The 15,481-nt window shown below is 61.0% G+C and carries 17 protein-coding genes; 5 read left to right on the forward strand and 12 right to left on the reverse strand.

All coding sequences use genetic code 11. The features are described 5' to 3' along the window. Nucleotides 1-225: 225 nt before the first annotated feature. On the reverse strand, nucleotides 226-2,226 hold the full coding sequence (locus HGP14_RS02345; RefSeq protein ID WP_168828233.1) for a methyl-accepting chemotaxis protein: 2,001 nt from the start codon (nucleotides 2,224-2,226) through the stop codon (nucleotides 226-228). A gap of 203 nt (nucleotides 2,227-2,429) precedes the next feature. After that, nucleotides 2,430-4,340, reverse strand: coding sequence for a glycosyltransferase family 2 protein (locus HGP14_RS02350; protein ID WP_168828234.1), 1,911 nt, complete (start codon nucleotides 4,338-4,340; stop codon nucleotides 2,430-2,432). Nucleotides 4,341-4,399: 59 nt separating this feature from the next. Between HGP14_RS02350 and HGP14_RS02355 the strand changes: the two genes are divergently transcribed. Further along, the gene (locus HGP14_RS02355; protein ID WP_168828235.1) at nucleotides 4,400-5,272 is read left to right on the forward strand and encodes a transporter substrate-binding domain-containing protein; all 873 of its coding nucleotides are present in this window, start codon (nucleotides 4,400-4,402) and stop codon (nucleotides 5,270-5,272) included. Here HGP14_RS02355 and HGP14_RS02360 read toward each other — a convergent pair. From HGP14_RS02360 to HGP14_RS02380, 5 genes are all read right to left on the reverse strand, one after another. Next, nucleotides 5,269-5,682: a tellurite resistance TerB family protein gene (locus tag HGP14_RS02360; protein ID WP_168828236.1), complete on the reverse strand. Its 414-nt coding sequence runs from the start codon at nucleotides 5,680-5,682 to the stop codon at nucleotides 5,269-5,271. The two genes, HGP14_RS02355 and HGP14_RS02360, sit on opposite strands and share 4 nt — an antisense overlap. Nucleotides 5,683-5,744: 62 nt before the next feature. After that, nucleotides 5,745-6,485 carry a thermonuclease family protein gene (locus HGP14_RS02365; protein WP_168828237.1) on the reverse strand — a complete coding sequence of 247 codons (741 nt, stop codon included), beginning with the start codon at nucleotides 6,483-6,485 and terminating at the stop codon, nucleotides 5,745-5,747. Between the two features lie 11 nt (nucleotides 6,486-6,496). After that, nucleotides 6,497-7,159, reverse strand: a complete 663-nt coding sequence (locus HGP14_RS02370) for a helix-turn-helix transcriptional regulator (protein ID WP_168828238.1) — start codon at nucleotides 7,157-7,159, stop codon at nucleotides 6,497-6,499. Nucleotides 7,160-7,263: 104 nt separating this feature from the next. Continuing rightward, nucleotides 7,264-7,911, reverse strand: a complete 648-nt coding sequence (locus HGP14_RS02375; RefSeq protein ID WP_168828239.1) for a response regulator — start codon at nucleotides 7,909-7,911, stop codon at nucleotides 7,264-7,266. 93 nt (nucleotides 7,912-8,004) lie between these two features. Next, nucleotides 8,005-8,403, reverse strand: coding sequence for a hypothetical protein (locus HGP14_RS02380; RefSeq protein WP_168828240.1), 399 nt, complete (start codon nucleotides 8,401-8,403; stop codon nucleotides 8,005-8,007). 118 nt (nucleotides 8,404-8,521) lie between these two features. On the opposite strand from HGP14_RS02380, the gene HGP14_RS02385 reads away from it, so the two are divergent. Both HGP14_RS02385 and HGP14_RS02390 read left to right on the forward strand, forming a co-directional pair. After that, nucleotides 8,522-8,875, forward strand: a complete 354-nt coding sequence (locus tag HGP14_RS02385) for a DUF952 domain-containing protein (protein ID WP_168828241.1) — start codon at nucleotides 8,522-8,524, stop codon at nucleotides 8,873-8,875. Continuing rightward, nucleotides 8,872-9,960, forward strand: coding sequence for a quinone-dependent dihydroorotate dehydrogenase (locus tag HGP14_RS02390; protein WP_168828242.1), 1,089 nt, complete (start codon nucleotides 8,872-8,874; stop codon nucleotides 9,958-9,960). The genes HGP14_RS02385 and HGP14_RS02390 overlap by 4 nt, the downstream gene beginning before the upstream one ends. On the opposite strand, the gene HGP14_RS02395 is transcribed toward HGP14_RS02390, so the two are convergent. The 3 genes from HGP14_RS02395 to HGP14_RS02405 are packed head-to-tail and all read right to left on the reverse strand — an operon-like array spanning nucleotide 9,936 to nucleotide 12,079. After that, nucleotides 9,936-11,282, reverse strand: a complete 1,347-nt coding sequence (locus HGP14_RS02395; RefSeq protein ID WP_168828243.1) for an MATE family efflux transporter — start codon at nucleotides 11,280-11,282, stop codon at nucleotides 9,936-9,938. The two genes, HGP14_RS02390 and HGP14_RS02395, sit on opposite strands and share 25 nt — an antisense overlap. Before the next feature lie 30 nt (nucleotides 11,283-11,312). Beyond that, nucleotides 11,313-11,810, reverse strand: a complete 498-nt coding sequence (locus HGP14_RS02400; RefSeq protein WP_168828244.1) for a CAP domain-containing protein — start codon at nucleotides 11,808-11,810, stop codon at nucleotides 11,313-11,315. A gap of 2 nt (nucleotides 11,811-11,812) precedes the next feature. After that, nucleotides 11,813-12,079 carry a DUF6460 domain-containing protein gene (locus HGP14_RS02405; protein WP_168828245.1) on the reverse strand — a complete coding sequence of 89 codons (267 nt, stop codon included), beginning with the start codon at nucleotides 12,077-12,079 and terminating at the stop codon, nucleotides 11,813-11,815. Between the two features lie 142 nt (nucleotides 12,080-12,221). On the opposite strand from HGP14_RS02405, the gene HGP14_RS02410 reads away from it, so the two are divergent. Continuing rightward, nucleotides 12,222-13,148, forward strand: coding sequence for a class I SAM-dependent DNA methyltransferase (locus HGP14_RS02410; protein ID WP_168828246.1), 927 nt, complete (start codon nucleotides 12,222-12,224; stop codon nucleotides 13,146-13,148). A 208-nt stretch (nucleotides 13,149-13,356) separates the two neighbouring features. Continuing rightward, on the forward strand, nucleotides 13,357-13,992 hold the full coding sequence (locus HGP14_RS02415; RefSeq protein ID WP_168828247.1) for a YitT family protein: 636 nt from the start codon (nucleotides 13,357-13,359) through the stop codon (nucleotides 13,990-13,992). Nucleotides 13,993-14,344: 352 nt separating this feature from the next. On the opposite strand, the gene HGP14_RS02420 is transcribed toward HGP14_RS02415, so the two are convergent. Further along, complete coding sequence (locus HGP14_RS02420; protein ID WP_168828248.1) at nucleotides 14,345-14,806, reverse strand: carboxymuconolactone decarboxylase family protein; 462 nt, start codon at nucleotides 14,804-14,806, stop codon at nucleotides 14,345-14,347. A 24-nt stretch (nucleotides 14,807-14,830) separates the two neighbouring features. After that, nucleotides 14,831-15,334, reverse strand: a complete 504-nt coding sequence (locus HGP14_RS02425; protein WP_168828249.1) for an RrF2 family transcriptional regulator — start codon at nucleotides 15,332-15,334, stop codon at nucleotides 14,831-14,833. Nucleotides 15,335-15,481: the final 147 nt, after the last annotated feature.

The raw sequence follows: 15,481 nt of genomic DNA on the forward strand, positions 1-15,481 counted from the left end.
AGCTGCTTCCTAAGTCATTGATTCCCAAAGGCTTGGGTGGTAGCTGTTTCTGTAAAACTTTTGGACTAACTCATTGAAAACATTGGATTGGGGTCCAGCTTCCCAAGCTGAATACGAGGGTTCGATTCCCTTCACCCGCTCCAGCTTCTGCCCGACCTACAATGCCGTTGAAAAACAAATGGGCAGCCGAAGCCGCCCATCCTGATCATCTGATTTTCGGTGTTTTCAAAACTCCGTCCAGTCTGCTTCCTTGCTGGCCGGGGACGTGCTGCCGCCCCCGAAGGCACCGGCAAGTTTTTGGCCAAGCGCGCGCGCAGGGGAGACCGTCGGCCGCGCATTGCCTTCGCTTGCAACGCGGATCGCGCGCTTGGACGCCGGTGCGGGACGGGCCGCAGGCCGCGGCGTACCATGCGAGATGGAAGGCGCTGCTACCGCGATACTGCCCGTTCCGGTCAGCTTGAACTGGCCGAGCAGATCGTTGAGCGCCGCTGCCTCGGTCGCCAGGCCGTGGCTCGCCGCGGTCGATTCCTCGACCATTGCAGCATTCTGCTGCGTGCCCTGGTCCATCGCGTTCACCGAGGTGTTGATCTCCTGCAGGCCGATGGACTGCTCGCGGGAGGCCTCGGCAATCGCATGGACATGGCTGTTGATCTCCTGCACTTCGTGAAGGATGGTTTCGAGCGCCTTGCCAGTCTCGCCGACGAGCGCGACGCCGGTCTCCACATGCGCGCCGGACGTGGTGATCAGCGCCTTGATCTCTTTCGCTGCATTGGCGGAGCGCTGGGCAAGTTCGCGCACCTCCTGGGCGACGACCGCAAAGCCCTTACCGGCTTCACCTGCGCGGGCGGCCTCGACGCCGGCATTGAGCGCCAAGAGGTTCGTCTGGAAGGCGATGTCGTCGATGACACCGATGATGTTGGAGATCTCGCCGGAGGACTTCTCGATCTCCTGCATGGCATCGACCGCCTTGCGCACCACGTCGCTTGACTTCTCGGCCCCGGCGCGGGTGCGGGTGACGAGCTGGCTCACTTCCGCCGCACGCTTTGCCGCATCCCTGACGGTGGTCGTAATCTCCTCGAGTGCTGCGGCGGTCTCCTCGACAGAAGCGGCCTGCTGTTCGGTGCGCTTGGAAAGCGCATCCGCCGAAGAGCGGATCTCGTTGGCCCCGGCATTGATCGCCGTGGCATTCGAGCCGACCGAGACCATCGTCTCGTTGAGCCTGCTCGCCGAGTTGTTGAAGTCGAGGCGCAACGAGTCGAGATGCGCCGCAAACGGCGTCTCGATACGGGAAACGAGGTCGCCTTCTGCAAGACCACGCAGGCCTTCTCCAAGCGAGTGCATGGCGCGCTCCAGTTCGCTCGCTTCCGCATTGCGCTGTGCATCCCTTTCCTGGCGCTCGCGGTCGCTGAGATTGCGGTCGGCCACAGCGCGCTCTTCCAGATTGACGCGTTCGATCTCGTTGTTGCGGAAGACCTGCACGGCCTGTGCCATGAGGCCGATTTCGTCGCGGCGGTCGAGGCCGATGATCTCGCCGCTGGTGTCGCCTTCGGCGAGCGACTTCATCCCCTCGCGGAGCCTCGTGATCGGCGCTGCGATGCCCGTCTGGGCGATGTAGATACCAAATCCGATAAGAGCCAGCGTGGCGATGCCGATGATGGCGAAGCAGAGATTGATACGCTGGTTCATCGTATCGGAGAGCGCGTCGCCGCCGTCGTTGAGCTGCTTCATCAGCGCGTCATTGTTGGCGATCAACTTCGGCGTGATGGCCGCAACCCCGGCGCTGACCTGGGCGATCGCATCCGCCGCGCCCTTCTCGTCGCCGGAATTGCGCAGGTCGAGCGCCTTCTTTGTTACTCCTTCCAGCGCTGTGACATCCGCCACGAGCTCATCCACGGCGGCCTTCCGGCTCGGCACGAGCTCGGCCACCTGCAGGAGGCGGTCCCGAGCCTGGCCGAACTTCGAAGCGGCCTTGGCTGCGGCCTCCGATTCCTTCGAGCCGGCCTGCAGGTTCAGCGAGAAGCTCGCCTGGAGGACGGAGGAGAGAACCGAGGAGTTTGCCCGCGAACCCTGCATGGCGGCGAGCGCCTCATGGTCTATGAACGTGCTGTATTGCTGATCGGCGCCCTTGAATTCGCGCACAACATAGACAAGGCCGGCAATCGAGATGAGACCGAGGAGAACGACGACCGAAAGGATCTTCGTTCGAATTTTCATATTCTTCAACATGGAGTCTTGCCCGCGCCGGGATGCCCCGGCCCTTGTGGAGATGAAATGGGAAATACCTTGGATGCGACGTGCGCGTCATGCGGCCGGCCAAAAGCCATCGTCGTCTGTCGCATAAGAATCGATATTGCTTAATGGTGGCCTAACGCGCAAAGGTTAGATCCGTGCAATTTCTAGGCATGCATTTCTAGGCGCGTTCGGTTTGGCTATGCCCGCCTTTTACTGGGCGTATGCGGGGTCTTGTCCCAGAAGAAGGGGTTTGTTCTAAGTTGCAGCACGGCTCGCCACGCCGCTGCCGAGAGCATGAGCCAGTAGAGCGGCAACCCGGTCCACCGCAGCCCCATTGCCGCCTGCTCGCTGCCATCCAATTTCATCCGCCCGAGCCCAACAAAAATGATGTAGCTGAACACGACGTTGCAGAAATCGATGCCGAACAAGATCCATTCAACGGGCTGTTTCGCCGTCGTTCCAATAATGACGTCGATTGCGGCACTCGCCAAAAAGACAAGCAGCCACGGATGGGCGAGCGAGGAAAGCAGCATTCCCGCGATAAGCAATTGAAAAACAGCAAAGCCGAACAGGCCCATCTCCCGCATCGGCTTTTGCGGCTCTCGCATCAGCACCAGCCAAGTCTGAAGCCAGCCTTTGAACCAGCGCGTTCGTTGGTGTATCCACATCTTGGGCGTAGACGGCGCATCCTCAAGCGTTCGGCAGCTCAATACCCCACAACGGTATCCGCGCCGATAAAGACGCATGCCAAGATCGGCATCCTCCGTCACGTTGTAAGGGTCCCAGCCACCGGCTTCCTTAAGGGCTTCCGTCTTGAAGTGGTTCGATGTACCGCCGAGCGGCATCGGCAGGCGAAAGCGGGCGAGCATCGGCAGCAGCATTCGAAACAGCGCGGAATATTCCAGTGCGAACGAAGTCGAAATCCAGGAATCGCCGCTATTGGCGATGGCCAGAGGTGCCTGCAGGCACACGATCTCCTCGCTGCTGGCGGCAAATGTCGCATGAGCTTCCCGCAGCTGATCGGGGTGCGGACGATCCTCGGCGTCGTACACCGCAAGAAGTTCCCCACGCGCGGCCGCAAGCGCATAATTCAACGCTTTCGGCTTGGTTCGGGGTCTTGCAGGCGGCACCTCGACGATCTCGAATTGCGGGCCGAGTTCCTGCGCCCGCAAGGCCGCGATTGTCTCATGATCGTCTGCCTCACAGACCAGCTTGATGTCGAGCCTCGATGCCGGCCATCTCAACCGTTTTAGCGAAGCGACGAGCTGGCTCGCCACCGCGGCTTCCTTATAAAGCGCGATGAGAATGGTGTAGACCGGCACCGGGCCCTCTGGAGCGGCGGGATGATCGAAACGATGCCGGCGGTTCGTGAGTGCAGCGATCCGGATCATCATCGCCGCAAGATAAAAAATGGAAACTGACGCGTGAAGTGCCAGCACCACGGCGTCGTTGAAGATCGCGCCGATCACCAAGGCGGTGATCGCTACGCCCGCGAAGAAGCCCTGCTTCCCCAGCAGGACTATCCGTGCGCTCAGTTCCGGGCTGCGCTCGAACAGGCCATTGACGCTATCGTTGATCCGTCGGCGGGCACCGGCATTCCAGACAGCCGCCCGCAGCGCTTTCGAGGTTGTTACGACGAACTGCCGCCGGAGCTCCGGCTTCGCCTCGAACCTTGCGTTGAGCGCCGCTATCTGGCGGGCCCGGGGCACCATCGCATGCATGCCCTGATGCATGTAATGTAGCCGTACCATCGTCGGCTGGTTGAGCTGGGTATCAAGTGCCTCGTTGTCGTGGATCAACCGGATGTCGAGCTCATCTAAGAACGGGAGCTGCAGCATTCGGGCGAGAGCAGCGTAATAGCTGTCGGCGTTGATCCAGCCGTTCGCCAGCAGTTCATCCTCGATGGCGGTGCCGTTGTGCCGCGCCAATTCGACCGCGCGTGCAATGGTTGGCTTGCCGATGCCGAGCTTTAGGAGAACGGCGACCTCGTCGCGAAAGTCAGCGCCGCCTCCCGCAGTTTGGCAACGCTGCTCCGAAGGTGCACGAATGGTTGATCGCGCGCTGTCGCGTACGACAGCGCCGCCGGGCGCATATTCCCCAGTACGCATGACTCTGATACACCATCGCCGAGAGGCGATGCCCCCGCCCTAACCCAGGCCGGATAATAATGACACAATCTTTCCTTGCATCCCTACTTTTTAAGGGATTTTTAATATTTTTGCTGTCACAGGTTGCAGTTCACGCGGAACCCGCCCTGGCGCAGCAGGGGCCGGCATCGCTGCCGGTGCTTTTCGATGCTCGCGAACGCCTTGCCAAGCCGGACCTTTCGTCGCTCGTTCGCCTGCGATTTCTGACCTCCATCGACTTCCCGCCGTTCAACTTTACCGATCAGAACGGTAGGCTGTCAGGATTTAATGTCGACCTGGCGCGGGCAATATGTGACGAACTGGAAGTTGCTTCGAAGTGTGAAATCCAAGCGCTCCCCTTCGCCGATCTGAAGGAAGCGCTTGCGGCTTCTCAAGGAGATGCCGTCATTGCCGGGCTCGCCGTGACCTCGGAATTGCGCAAGCAATTTACCTTCAGCCGCCCCTACCTGATGCTGCCCGCCCGTTTCGTGCGCAATGTCAAAGCCGATATCAAAGGGGATGCTGCAGCGGCTCTCTCCAGCCTGTCGGTCGGGGTCGTCAAGGGGACCGCCCATGAAGCTATGCTCGCGGCCTACTTCCCGGCAATAAAAGCCGTACCCTTCGATAGCAAGGAAGCTCTGCTTGCCGCCTTGAAAGACAAGAAGGTCGATGCCGTCTTCGCTGATGCCTTGCAACTGTCCTTCTGGGTCTCGTCGCAGGCGTCCGCCAGATGCTGCGCACTCTTTGACGGCCCCTATATGTCGGAGCAGTTTCTGGGCGAGGGGATGACGATCATGCTTCGGCAGAATGACAGCGTACTGACCGCGGCACTCGATCACGCGCTTGCAGCACTTTCCAGAAACGGCCGCCTGCAGGAAATTTACCTGCGGTATTTCCCGTACGGGCTGTACTAGCCCTTGCGGAAGCGGGCGATTGCGCTGCGCTCGATGGCGGCGCACGTAAGCTTGTCGAGCCCCAGCCGGTCGCGGAGCATGCTGAGCAGCCGCAACTCCTCGGCTTTGACCGACAGGTCGGCGGAGGCGACTTCGACCGCAAGCGCGTAGGCCGTGTCGTAAAGCCGCGCCGGCAGCGTGTCTTTCACGGTCTCCAGCACGACATCGAGACCTTCCGGTCCAGCGAGCAGCGCCGCGCAGTCGCGGGCGATCGAAATCAGCTTGCCGTCGTCGAAATCCTTGAAGACCGGGAGAAAGCCGATCAGCTGGCCCATGCGTTGCATTTCGCGGTCGTTCATCGTGCTATCGACAGCGGATGCCATCACCATCACGTAGATCAGCGCATCATGGGCGGAAAGCGGCTTGTTCATTCGGTCATTCCCTCTGCTTTGTCCGGAGATTAGGAATTTCCGGCCGCCGTTACAAGGCATGGCTAGAGGGGATCGAGCGGATCATCCGGTGGCGGTGCGGGCGGCAGGGCAAGCGATGCGTTCTTGCGAGGGTCCTCCCCATAGACGCCCTTCTTCTGCGCCTTGGCTTTTTCGCCTAAGGCGACGAGGGGCGATCCGGCGCCGGCATCGGCCCAGCCGTTTTCCGCCAGCCACTTGGAGAGGTCTTGCGTGCCGATCTTGCAAGAGGCTGTCGTGGTACCGCTCCAGTTGGCGTCCTTCAGATCGCAGGTGATCGAGCGCAACCGCAAAAAGAGCCGGAAATTCGTTCTGGCAAGCATGCCGCAAGGCCATTCGTTTCCATCGGGCTCTTTGCAGATCATGTCGGTCGGCGTTGGAACGATACCTGCTAGCTGTAGCTTCCTGTCGCCGAAGGCAATAACGCCTGCACTTTCCGCGACTGGCCTCGGCAGCGTTGCGGCTTTCTGCGGTTGCGGTTTTGGCTTCTCCGGTTTGCGCGCTGCAACCCTTTCCAGCGGCTTGCCATCCACCTCGGCCGGATAGAATTTGCTGGATTCGTCAACCCGCCGTGCTCTCATGCTGATCCTCGGGTCGGGAGCGGCAGCAGGCGGCACAACCGGTTCCGGAACTTCGGGAGTCGCGGTGTCTTCAACGCTCGCGGTCGGTTCCATATCCGGCTTGGGAAATCGTGCCCTGCCAGCCGCCAGCATTCCGGCGACAACGCCCATTCCCGCAACAGCTGTCAGAAGCGCCGCAGGCCGCATGGAACATTTTCCTATTGGCTGGCCCAGATAATGCGCGCGATCCAGTCGACGTCGGAAAGCTCGATCGTCCGGTTTGGGTGTTCGGGATTGAGAGACAACAGTTCAATCGACCGCGGGCTCTGGCGCAGCAGAACTTTGGCCATCACTTCGCCCTCGCGGGTCTTGACGACGACACGGTCGTTGCGGCGCACCTGTGCGCCGGGCTCCACGATCAGCACATCGCCGTCGCGATAAAGCGGCATCATGCTCTCGCCCTGCACTTCGAGGGCATAGACACCTGCCTTCTGCGAGGGCGCTATGGGGAATTCGACAACATCCCACCCCTGGCCGGCCGGGAAACCGCCATCATCAAAAAAGCCACCCGCACCGGCCTGCGCAAAGCCGAGCAGGGGGATCGAACTCGTCGGCGGCGGAAAGGCGCTGTCCCGTCCGGAAAAGCCGTTTGCGGGCTGCATGAAGCCCATGAACTGCTCCATCGTCGACCCGGTCGCATAGAGCACCTTGGCGATCGATTCCGTCGACGGCCAGCGTAGACGGCCATCGGAAGACAGCCGCTTGGATTTGTTGAACGAGGTGGGATCGAGACCGGCACGGCGCGCAAGACCGGATGGCGTCAGGTCATGCCGTTCGGCAAGCCTGTCGATCGCTCCCCAAATCTGCTCGTGTGACAGCATCTTGCGTGATCCTGCGCCGCGGGCGCCGCTCTCCAATCGCAAGAAAGATTAACGCCAAGCTTTCCCCGAGTAAAGAGGCAAGAGGAATAAAATCCTGTTCTGGCTTAAGCGACCATCGCGACGTTGATCTTGCCGAGCTGGATGACGGCCTGCGTGCGGCTGTCGACATTGAGCTTCAGGAGGATCGCCGATACATGCGCCTTGATTGTTGCTTCGGAAACGCCGAGTTCATAAGCGATCTGTTTGTTGAGCAGCCCTTCGGCGAGCATGGTGAGTACCCGGCTCTGCTGCGGCGTCAGCGTGTGGAGGCGGTGGATGAGGTCCGCGACGTCCGGATCCTGCTCCTGCCCATCGCGATAACCCTCCGGCGTGGCGATGTCGCCGGCCAGCACCCTCTGGATGCTGCGGCGAATATCCTCGATGCCCGAAGATTTGGAAATGAAACCCGAGGCGCCGAGTTCCAGGGCGCGGCGGATTGTGGTGGCATCATCCGTCGCAGAAATGATGACGATCGGCAGACTGACGAATTCGGAGCGTAGCGCCATGAGGCCGGAAAAACCGCTAACACCAGGCATTGCGAGATCGAGCAGCATGAGATCCGCCTCAGGGTGTTCGCCTGCTGCAGCACGCGCAGCTGCAAAATCGCCAGCTTCCTCGACTATCCACCGCCCCTCCATGCCGGCCACGGCTTGACGCAACGCATCCCGGAAAAGCGGGTGGTCATCCGCGATGATGATCGTCTGTTCCTGCATCGAAAACTCCCTCCCAAGAGTTCGATCTCGTCTTCCGCGATGTCCGCCGGAACCCCGCCGCACATGCGTTCCCCGTGATATTAGTATATCAAGTTAGGTCTTCTGCGGAAGAGGCGCGGTCTTTTCCTCCTCCTGGAATTGCTTCACCATCCCCATGAAGCTCTTCATGAACCGCTCCATGATGCTGATCGAGCGATCGACTTCGGCATCCGTCGGTAGCGCCTTGTTGACGATGCTCTTGTTTTCGAGCGCCGTTACGCGGCCGGAAAGCCGGTCGAGTTCATCTTCATAGGCGGCGCGTTCGTCCGCAGCCATGCGGCAGACCAGCGAACCATCCTTTTCCTCGCAAAGCGACATGGCGCCGGTCTGCTTATCGAGCCGGACGAAATGGTCGCCGCTCCGTTCAAGCTGGAAGCGAGCCGGGTCCGGGTCGGCTGCAAGCGCCGTCAGCGGTAGAAGAAGTGCGGCAATCCCGGTTGCGATCGTTCTCATGGTGTCATCCTCCGGATTTTTGTTGCGGCTGCCCTGTTTTTGGCGGGGGAGCCGTGGACATCGCCGTCTGTTTCCGGCAAAGCGCTCACCACAAGATCAGCCATTGCATGAGGCCATCATGACTGTGACGCCGACCCTTTACAAGATCGTGACGGAAGCGCTCTGGCAGGAAGCCAAGCAAAACGGCGTTTTTCATGGCGCCGCCATCGACCTCAAGGACGGCTTCATTCACTTCTCGACGGCAGCGCAGGTGCGGCAGACGGCGGCGCTGCATTTCGCCGGACAATCGGGGCTGCTGCTCGTCGCCATCGACGGCGGCAAACTTGGCGATAAGCTGGTTTTCGAACCCTCCCGCGGCGGCGATCTCTTCCCGCATCTTTATGCCGACCTGCCGCTTTCGGCGGTCGCATGGGAAAGGCCGCTGCCGCTTGATGATACCGGACAGCATATTTTCCCGGAGCTCCTGTCGTGATCGGGACGTTCAAGCACGCCGCCCGCAAGGGTCTCTTTCTCTTCGACCCGGAAACCGCGCATGGGATGTCGATTGCGGCACTGAAATCCGGCCTGGTTCCGGCCTGCCGCATCGCGCCTGATCCGCGGCTGGCGCAAACCGTTGCGGGCCTGACCTTCGAAAATCCGCTCGGCATGGCGGCCGGCTACGACAAGAATGCCGAAGTCCCGGAAGCCCTGCTGAAGCTTGGTTTCGGCTTCACTGAGATCGGCACGGTCACGCCAAAACCGCAATCCGGCAATCCGCGCCCGCGCATCTTCCGCCTGGTGGAAGACGAGGCCGTCATCAACCGCCTCGGCTTCAACAACGAGGGCCACGACGCAGCCTTCCAGCGTCTGTCGGCGATCCGGGGCAAGGGCATCATCGGCGTCAACATCGGGGCCAACAAGGACAGCGAAGACCGCATCGGCGATTATGTGACGGGGATCCGCAGCTTCTATTCCGTCGCGCGCTACTTCACGGCCAATATCTCCTCGCCGAATACACCGGGCCTGCGCGATCTGCAGGCGCGCGAGAGCCTCGCCGCGCTTCTGTCCGCCGTGCTTGCCGCCCGCGACGAGGAGGCCGCCAGATCAGATCGGAAAATTCCGGTCTTCCTGAAGATCGCCCCCGACCTGACCGAAGAGGCGATGGATGACATTGCGGCCGAAGTGCTTTCCCATTCGCTGGACGGCCTGATCGTCTCTAACACGACCCTCGCGCGCGATGGCCTCAAGGATCTGCGTCAGGCGAAGGAAGCCGGCGGTCTTTCCGGTAAGCCGCTTTTCGAAATGTCGACCACGGTTCTTGCGAAAATGCGCAAGCGGGTCGGGCCGGCACTCCCGATCATCGGCGTCGGCGGTGTCTCCTCGGCGGAAACCGCGCTGGAAAAGATCAGGGCAGGGGCCGACCTCGTGCAGCTTTACTCCTGCATGGTCTACGAAGGTCCCGGCCTGCCAGGCGAGATCGTCCGCGGCCTCTCAAAGCTGCTCGATCGCGAGAAGGTTTCGTCGATCCGCGACCTGCGCGACATCCGCACCGATCATTGGGCGGCCCGGAACGTCTGATTGGCGCGCGGCTTCACGAGCATCGCCAGGAAGACGCCGCGGAAAAGCAGGAAGGCATTCATCGAAAGCCAGAGGCCGTGATTGCCGAAGAGCGGCACAAAGACGGCAAGTGCAGCAAGGTAGCCGGCAAACGACATCAGCATGCGGTCGCGCATGTCGGCCGACCACGTCGCGCCGATGAAAACACCGTCCATGAGGAAGGCGAGAGCGCCGGTCAGCCCGGTGATCGCCGCCCAGGGCAGGTAGGTCTCGGCGGCCGCCCGCACCTCCGGTGAGGTCGTCAGCAGCGAAATCAGCCACGGACCGGCGGCGAGGAAGAAGGTGGAGGCCGCCAATGCCAGCCCGAAGGACCAGATAGCGGTCAGTTTCAGTCCGCGGTCGAAGGCCGGCCGGTGGGCCGCACCGATCGCCCGCCCGGTGATCTGTTCCGCGGCATTGGCAAGCCCGTCGAGATAGTAGCTGGAAAGCAGGAAGAAGTTCATCAGCACGGCATTGGCGGCAAGCGTGATCGCCCCGAAGCTCGTGCCGATCCGCGTCATGATTGTAAAGGAACCGATCAGCACGAAGGTGCGGATCAGGATGTCGCGATTGAGTGCAAAGAGTTCCGCCAGCCGGTGCCGCGAGAAGATCTCCGCACGCTTTGGTCGGTCGGCAGCCGCGAAACTCCTGAGAACGAGAAAGATGCCGGTGAGTGCGCCCGCCGTCTCGCCCGCCATGCTGCCCCACGCAACGCCGGCTACGCCCCGGTTCAGCCAGAGGCCGAGATAGATCGAAAGCACGATATTGATGCTGTTGATCAGCGCCTGCAGGAAGAGGCCGGTGCCGCCTTGCCCGCGACCGAGGACAAAGCCGAGGATCGCATAATTCGCGAGGGCCGCAGGGGCGGCAAGAATTCGGATGGAGAAATAGGTGCTCGTCGCTTGCGCGATCGCCGCGTCTGGACCCATCAATGCGAGTCCTGCCGGCAGCAGCAGCGGCGAAAGACAGAGAAGCGCAAGCCCGCAGCCGAGCGCCGAAACCATTGCCCGCCAGAAGACGCCCTGCTGCTCATGTGCATCGCCCCGTCCGAGCGCCTGCGCCGTCAGACCGGTCGTCGAGGCCCGCAGGAAGTTGAAGCTGCCAAGGATGAGGTCGAAGAGCATGGCTCCGATCGCCAGTCCTGCCAGCGCGTCCGGTTGCCCCATGTGGCCCACGACGCCGGTACCAACGAGGCCGAGCAGCGGCGTCGTCATGAAGCCGAGCGTCATCGGAATGGCGATGGACAGCACCAGCCGATGCGTCACATCGAATGTCAGTCGGTTTTCGCGCGCGCGATGATCCATTTCCGCCTCGGGCTTTAGAGGCAGAACGCCTCAGCTGGAAAGAACCATTGCCCAATACGGCACGTTTCTGGAAGCGGAATTGTGAGCGACCGCGACGCCGAGACCGCTATAGCGGCCGAGCATGTTCTCCAGATGGTGCGGTGAGTTGATCCAGGCCGTCACGACAGCCGGAACCGACTGCTGGCCGGCGGCAATGTTTTCCGCTGCCGGCAGCTGAACGCCGCTCGCCTTGACGCGGGGTCCAAAGCCGTCGGCAATGCCCATGACGTGCTTCATCTTGCCAGCCGATGCCATGCGCTTCGCCTGGAACAAGGCGGCGGCCGTTGCCGCCGGATCGGCGCGGAGCGATGTCAGACCGTTTTTGCCGCGAAGTTGGTTGACGAGCGGCAGCGCCGCCGCTGTCTCGTCCTCTCCGTCCGAAGGCGTGGAGGACATTTGTGGTGTGGTCGTGCAGCTCGCGACGCCCACCAAGAGGAAGAGACCTGAAACGCGCAGGAGGTGACGTCTGGAAAGATCGATCGTAGTCATGGTTACCGCCGAAAGTTGAAAAGACGGATGATGATGAAAATCGGAATCACGACTGTTGCCCCAAGGAGCAGGTAGTCGCCGATCCGGCCGAGAGCCGCAAAGCCCCGGTGCCAGATTTCGCGAATGAAATCCCGGATGCCGTAGACGAGGTCCAGCGGCGCCCAGCCGAAAATGGTCATCACGAAGCCGACGATCAGTGAAACGACGACGAGCTTCACCAGTGTGCGGGCGAGCGAGTCGCCCAGAAACTTGTTTACCTGATCGGACATGCCCCATCTCCTGTTTACCGTGCAATACGATTGCAGATCGTTGCCTGCAAGCGCTTTCCGGTACTGGCCGTTTCGCCTGTGAAATAGGACTTGAGTTTTTTTGTGGCCGCCGCCAAATGCGCCTCGTTCAACGGGTCACACCATGCAGCAGAGCCAGCTTTCCTCCGGCGACGTTATCGCCGACCGCCGTGCCGATTATGCGAAGATGCTCGCCGAAGGTGGCGAGCCGGACGCTGCCGCCGAGCTGATGGAGCAGGCTCTCGAGCTGACGCCGGACTGGGCCGCCGGCTGGTACCGTCTTGCAACCTACCGGGAGAAGGCCGGCAACATGGAAGCGGCGGTCGAAGCCTATCGCAAGACCGTGTCGCTTGATCCTGAGGACATCTTTGGCGCCGGCCTCAAGCTCGCGCTTCTCGGGGCCACCGCAATGCCGGACCAGCCTCCAAGCCGCTACGTCGAAAGGCTGTTCGACGACTATGCCGCCCGCTTCGAAACCTCGCTTGTCGAGAAGCTGGACTACACGGTTCCCCGAAAGCTCGCCGCTCTTGTCGTTGCCACCGGCCGCAAATATCCGCTCGCTGTCGATCTCGGTTGCGGCACGGGTCTGCTGGGGCCGGAGATCCGCACCCATGTCGGCCAGCTGGAAGGCTATGACCTTTCGCAGAACATGCTCGCCAAGGCCCATGAAAAGGGAATCTATGATCGCCTCGCGCAAGCCGACCTTTCGCTTGCGCCCGAAGCCTCCGGCATTTTTGCCGATGGGGCGGAGCATCGCGCCGACCTGATCACCGCCGCCGACGTGCTGATGTATCTCGGCAATCTCGAAAGCGCTTTCGCGATCGTCGATCGGCTCGCGGCCGCTGGCGCCGATTTCGCTTTCTCGGTCGAGGACGCGGGCGACGGCGATGGCTTTCACCTTGCGCCATCGCTGCGTTACGCCCACGCAGAAACCTATGTTCGAGGCCTTTGCAGACGCTACGGTTTCGAGATCATCGAGTCGGTCAAAACCGCTATTCGCAAAGATGGCGGCAGACCCGTTTCCGGTATCCTCTTCCTTGCGCGCCGGTAGCGTTTCGCGCATAAATCTTGCGATTTCAAAATAGGTCAGTATTGCTTACGTATTTTGCTTGCGCGCAACTGCGGAAGCCTACTAGTCCGGGCATTAGCTGAGGCGCCGCAGAGAAAAGAGCCAAGGCGTCGACCTCTTTCATCATCACATTTGCCGCGCGGGATTTTTCCGGCGCTCTTGAACTCGTCTGCCGTTGGAGATTGACGACATGGCCCAGCTCATCGGTGCCCTTGGATTCTGGAATTCACGTGCGACCCGTCACACACCGCTCGAGGATGTGCAGGGGATATTCTCCGGCAGCCTTGTTTCCGCACTTGGGCTTTATGTGCTTGCCAGTGCCGGGCTTCTCACCGGCAGCACCGCCGGCATCGCCTTCCTGCTGCACTATGCCTTCGGCGTGAATTTCAGTTTGGCCTTCTTCCTGCTCAACCTGCCATTCTTCTATCTTTCGTGGAAACGCCTCGGCGTCGCCTTCACGGTAAAGACCTTTGTCGCGATCGGTGTCACCTCGGCGCTTGCCGATGTGCAGTCGCGCTTCTTCCAGATTTCCAGCATCCACCCGGCTTGGGCAGCACTCCTCGGCGGCCTGCTGCTCGGCTTCGGCCTGCTCGCGCTTTACCGCCACCGGGCGAGCCTCGGCGGCGTCGGCATTCTCGGTATCTACATGCAGGAGCGTTTCGGCGTCCGTGCCGGCCTCGTACAACTTATAGTCGATATGTGCGTGCTCGCGGCTGCCTTCTTTGTGACCACGCCGCCGGTCGTCTTCTATTCGGTGCTGGGCGCCGTCGTTCTGAACCTCTTCGTCGCGATCAATCACCGCGCGGATCGCTATATCGCCCTGTAGGTATTTAACCGCCAGTCAACCATGAACTATTCGTGTTCGACCATGAACTATTCGTAACTTGTCTGTTGTCCGGTCCGGAGCGACTGTGCCTTTGCCGGGCAGATGAGGTGACGATATGTCAGAGTTAGAAGAGCTTGTCAGACGCCGTATGAGCGAAGAATACGCCAAGGGCGCCTCCGCAGACGAAATCGTAAAAGTTGTTCGCGAAATATTTAATAGCGTTGATCTCTTCGCCGAGCGGCAGGCGTCGTTGCGGCGCCGATAAGCCCGAACCGGCCCGAGATTGTTCGGGCCGGTTGTTTGCAGTCTTCGCCACGCCCGAGATACCGGAACCTAGCGCAGATGAAATCCCTCAGGCGGCTTTTGCCAGGGCATCGAGCGGATGCTGGCTGCGGAAGCCGACTGCGAGGCGATTCCAGATGTTGATTGTGCCGATTGCTACGGTGATGTTGGTCATCTCCTCTTCGGAGAAATGCGCCTTCAGCGTTTCGTAATCGGCATCCGGCGCGCCAGTGGCGGCGATGTTGGTGACGGCATCGACCCAGCCGAGCAGCGCGCGCTCCTTGGCGTCGTAGACCGGCGATTCACGCCAGACGCACATCAGATTGATCCATTGCTCGCTAAGTCCGTCATGACGGGCCTCCTTCACATGCATATCGACGCAATAGGCGCAGCCGTTGATCTGCGATGCGCGCAGCTTGATCAGATGGATAAAGCGGCGTTCGAGTCCGGAACCCTGGACATATTGCTCAAGGGCGGTAACCGCCTTGTAGGCGTCCGGCGAGGCTTTTGCGAAGTTGAAACGTGCTTGCATGGTGGTCTCCTGTTGGGTTGTGGCTCAGCGAGCCGTCTTGCGTTCATGAATTTCGAGAAAGGCGCAGCCGCGCGCTGCAATCCCGCCGTCGTCGTCGTCGGCTGCAAGCTCCGTCAGGATGTCGGCGATGCTCGTCTTCGCGAGTTCGGCGCGGTAAGCGCGCTCGGCTCTCAACATCGCCGCACTGACCTGACAGGGCTTGGTGAAGTATCGCGCAGGCAATGGGTTCGGGCCGCGCTGGCGGATTTCGCTGCAGCGGAATGCAGGCTCCGGACCTTCGACCGCAAGCACGATGTCGAGCAGTGAAATATCCTTCGTTGCCTTCGCCAGCCGGTATCCGCCTTTGGGACCCGGCACCGTGTGCAGAATGTCAGCACCGGAAAGCGCCTGCAGATGCTTCAGCAGATAGCTCGGCGAGACACCGTGGAATTCCGCAATAGCCGCGGCCGAAAGCACGCCTCCATCGGAGAGCCCGGCAAGCACAGCTACGCTGTGGATTGCCTGTTCGACGCCGTCACCCAGCTTCATGCGGAAACCCCTCTTTTATTCATGGATAAAAAATATCTACGATTGTGCGATTGTCAAGCTGATATCTGCGCGGACCGAATACGAGCTGCGTCGTGCCGGGTTGTGAAGTGGCAAGGATTCGCTAAAGTCGGCCCTGTTGGGCAAAAC

It is taken from the genome of Rhizobium sp. P32RR-XVIII (assembly GCF_012641395.1).
Taxonomy (GTDB): domain Bacteria; phylum Pseudomonadota; class Alphaproteobacteria; order Rhizobiales; family Rhizobiaceae; genus Rhizobium.

Excerpts from the sequence above, each read along its gene's own strand:
- HGP14_RS02410 (WP_168828246.1), top strand. The coding sequence starts at position 12,222 with ATGCAGCAGAGCCAGCTTTCCTCCGGCGACGTTATCGCCGACCGCCGT.
- HGP14_RS02345 (WP_168828233.1), bottom strand. The coding sequence starts at position 2,226 with ATGTTGAAGAATATGAAAATTCGAACGAAGATCCTTTCGGTCGTCGTT.
- HGP14_RS02370 (WP_168828238.1), bottom strand. The coding sequence starts at position 7,159 with ATGCTGTCACACGAGCAGATTTGGGGAGCGATCGACAGGCTTGCCGAA.
- HGP14_RS02360 (WP_168828236.1), bottom strand. The coding sequence starts at position 5,682 with ATGAACAAGCCGCTTTCCGCCCATGATGCGCTGATCTACGTGATGGTG.
- HGP14_RS02405 (WP_168828245.1), bottom strand. The coding sequence starts at position 12,079 with ATGTCCGATCAGGTAAACAAGTTTCTGGGCGACTCGCTCGCCCGCACA.
- HGP14_RS02375 (WP_168828239.1), bottom strand. The coding sequence starts at position 7,911 with ATGCAGGAACAGACGATCATCATCGCGGATGACCACCCGCTTTTCCGG.
- HGP14_RS02425 (WP_168828249.1), bottom strand. The coding sequence starts at position 15,334 with ATGAAGCTGGGTGACGGCGTCGAACAGGCAATCCACAGCGTAGCTGTG.
- HGP14_RS02350 (WP_168828234.1), bottom strand. The coding sequence starts at position 4,340 with ATGCGTACTGGGGAATATGCGCCCGGCGGCGCTGTCGTACGCGACAGC.
- HGP14_RS02355 (WP_168828235.1), top strand. The coding sequence starts at position 4,400 with ATGACACAATCTTTCCTTGCATCCCTACTTTTTAAGGGATTTTTAATA.
- HGP14_RS02420 (WP_168828248.1), bottom strand. The coding sequence starts at position 14,806 with ATGCAAGCACGTTTCAACTTCGCAAAAGCCTCGCCGGACGCCTACAAG.
- HGP14_RS02395 (WP_168828243.1), bottom strand. The coding sequence starts at position 11,282 with ATGGATCATCGCGCGCGCGAAAACCGACTGACATTCGATGTGACGCAT.
- HGP14_RS02415 (WP_168828247.1), top strand. The coding sequence starts at position 13,357 with ATGGCCCAGCTCATCGGTGCCCTTGGATTCTGGAATTCACGTGCGACC.
- HGP14_RS02380 (WP_168828240.1), bottom strand. The coding sequence starts at position 8,403 with ATGAGAACGATCGCAACCGGGATTGCCGCACTTCTTCTACCGCTGACG.
- HGP14_RS02365 (WP_168828237.1), bottom strand. The coding sequence starts at position 6,485 with ATGCGGCCTGCGGCGCTTCTGACAGCTGTTGCGGGAATGGGCGTTGTC.
- HGP14_RS02400 (WP_168828244.1), bottom strand. The coding sequence starts at position 11,810 with ATGACTACGATCGATCTTTCCAGACGTCACCTCCTGCGCGTTTCAGGT.
- HGP14_RS02385 (WP_168828241.1), top strand. The coding sequence starts at position 8,522 with ATGACTGTGACGCCGACCCTTTACAAGATCGTGACGGAAGCGCTCTGG.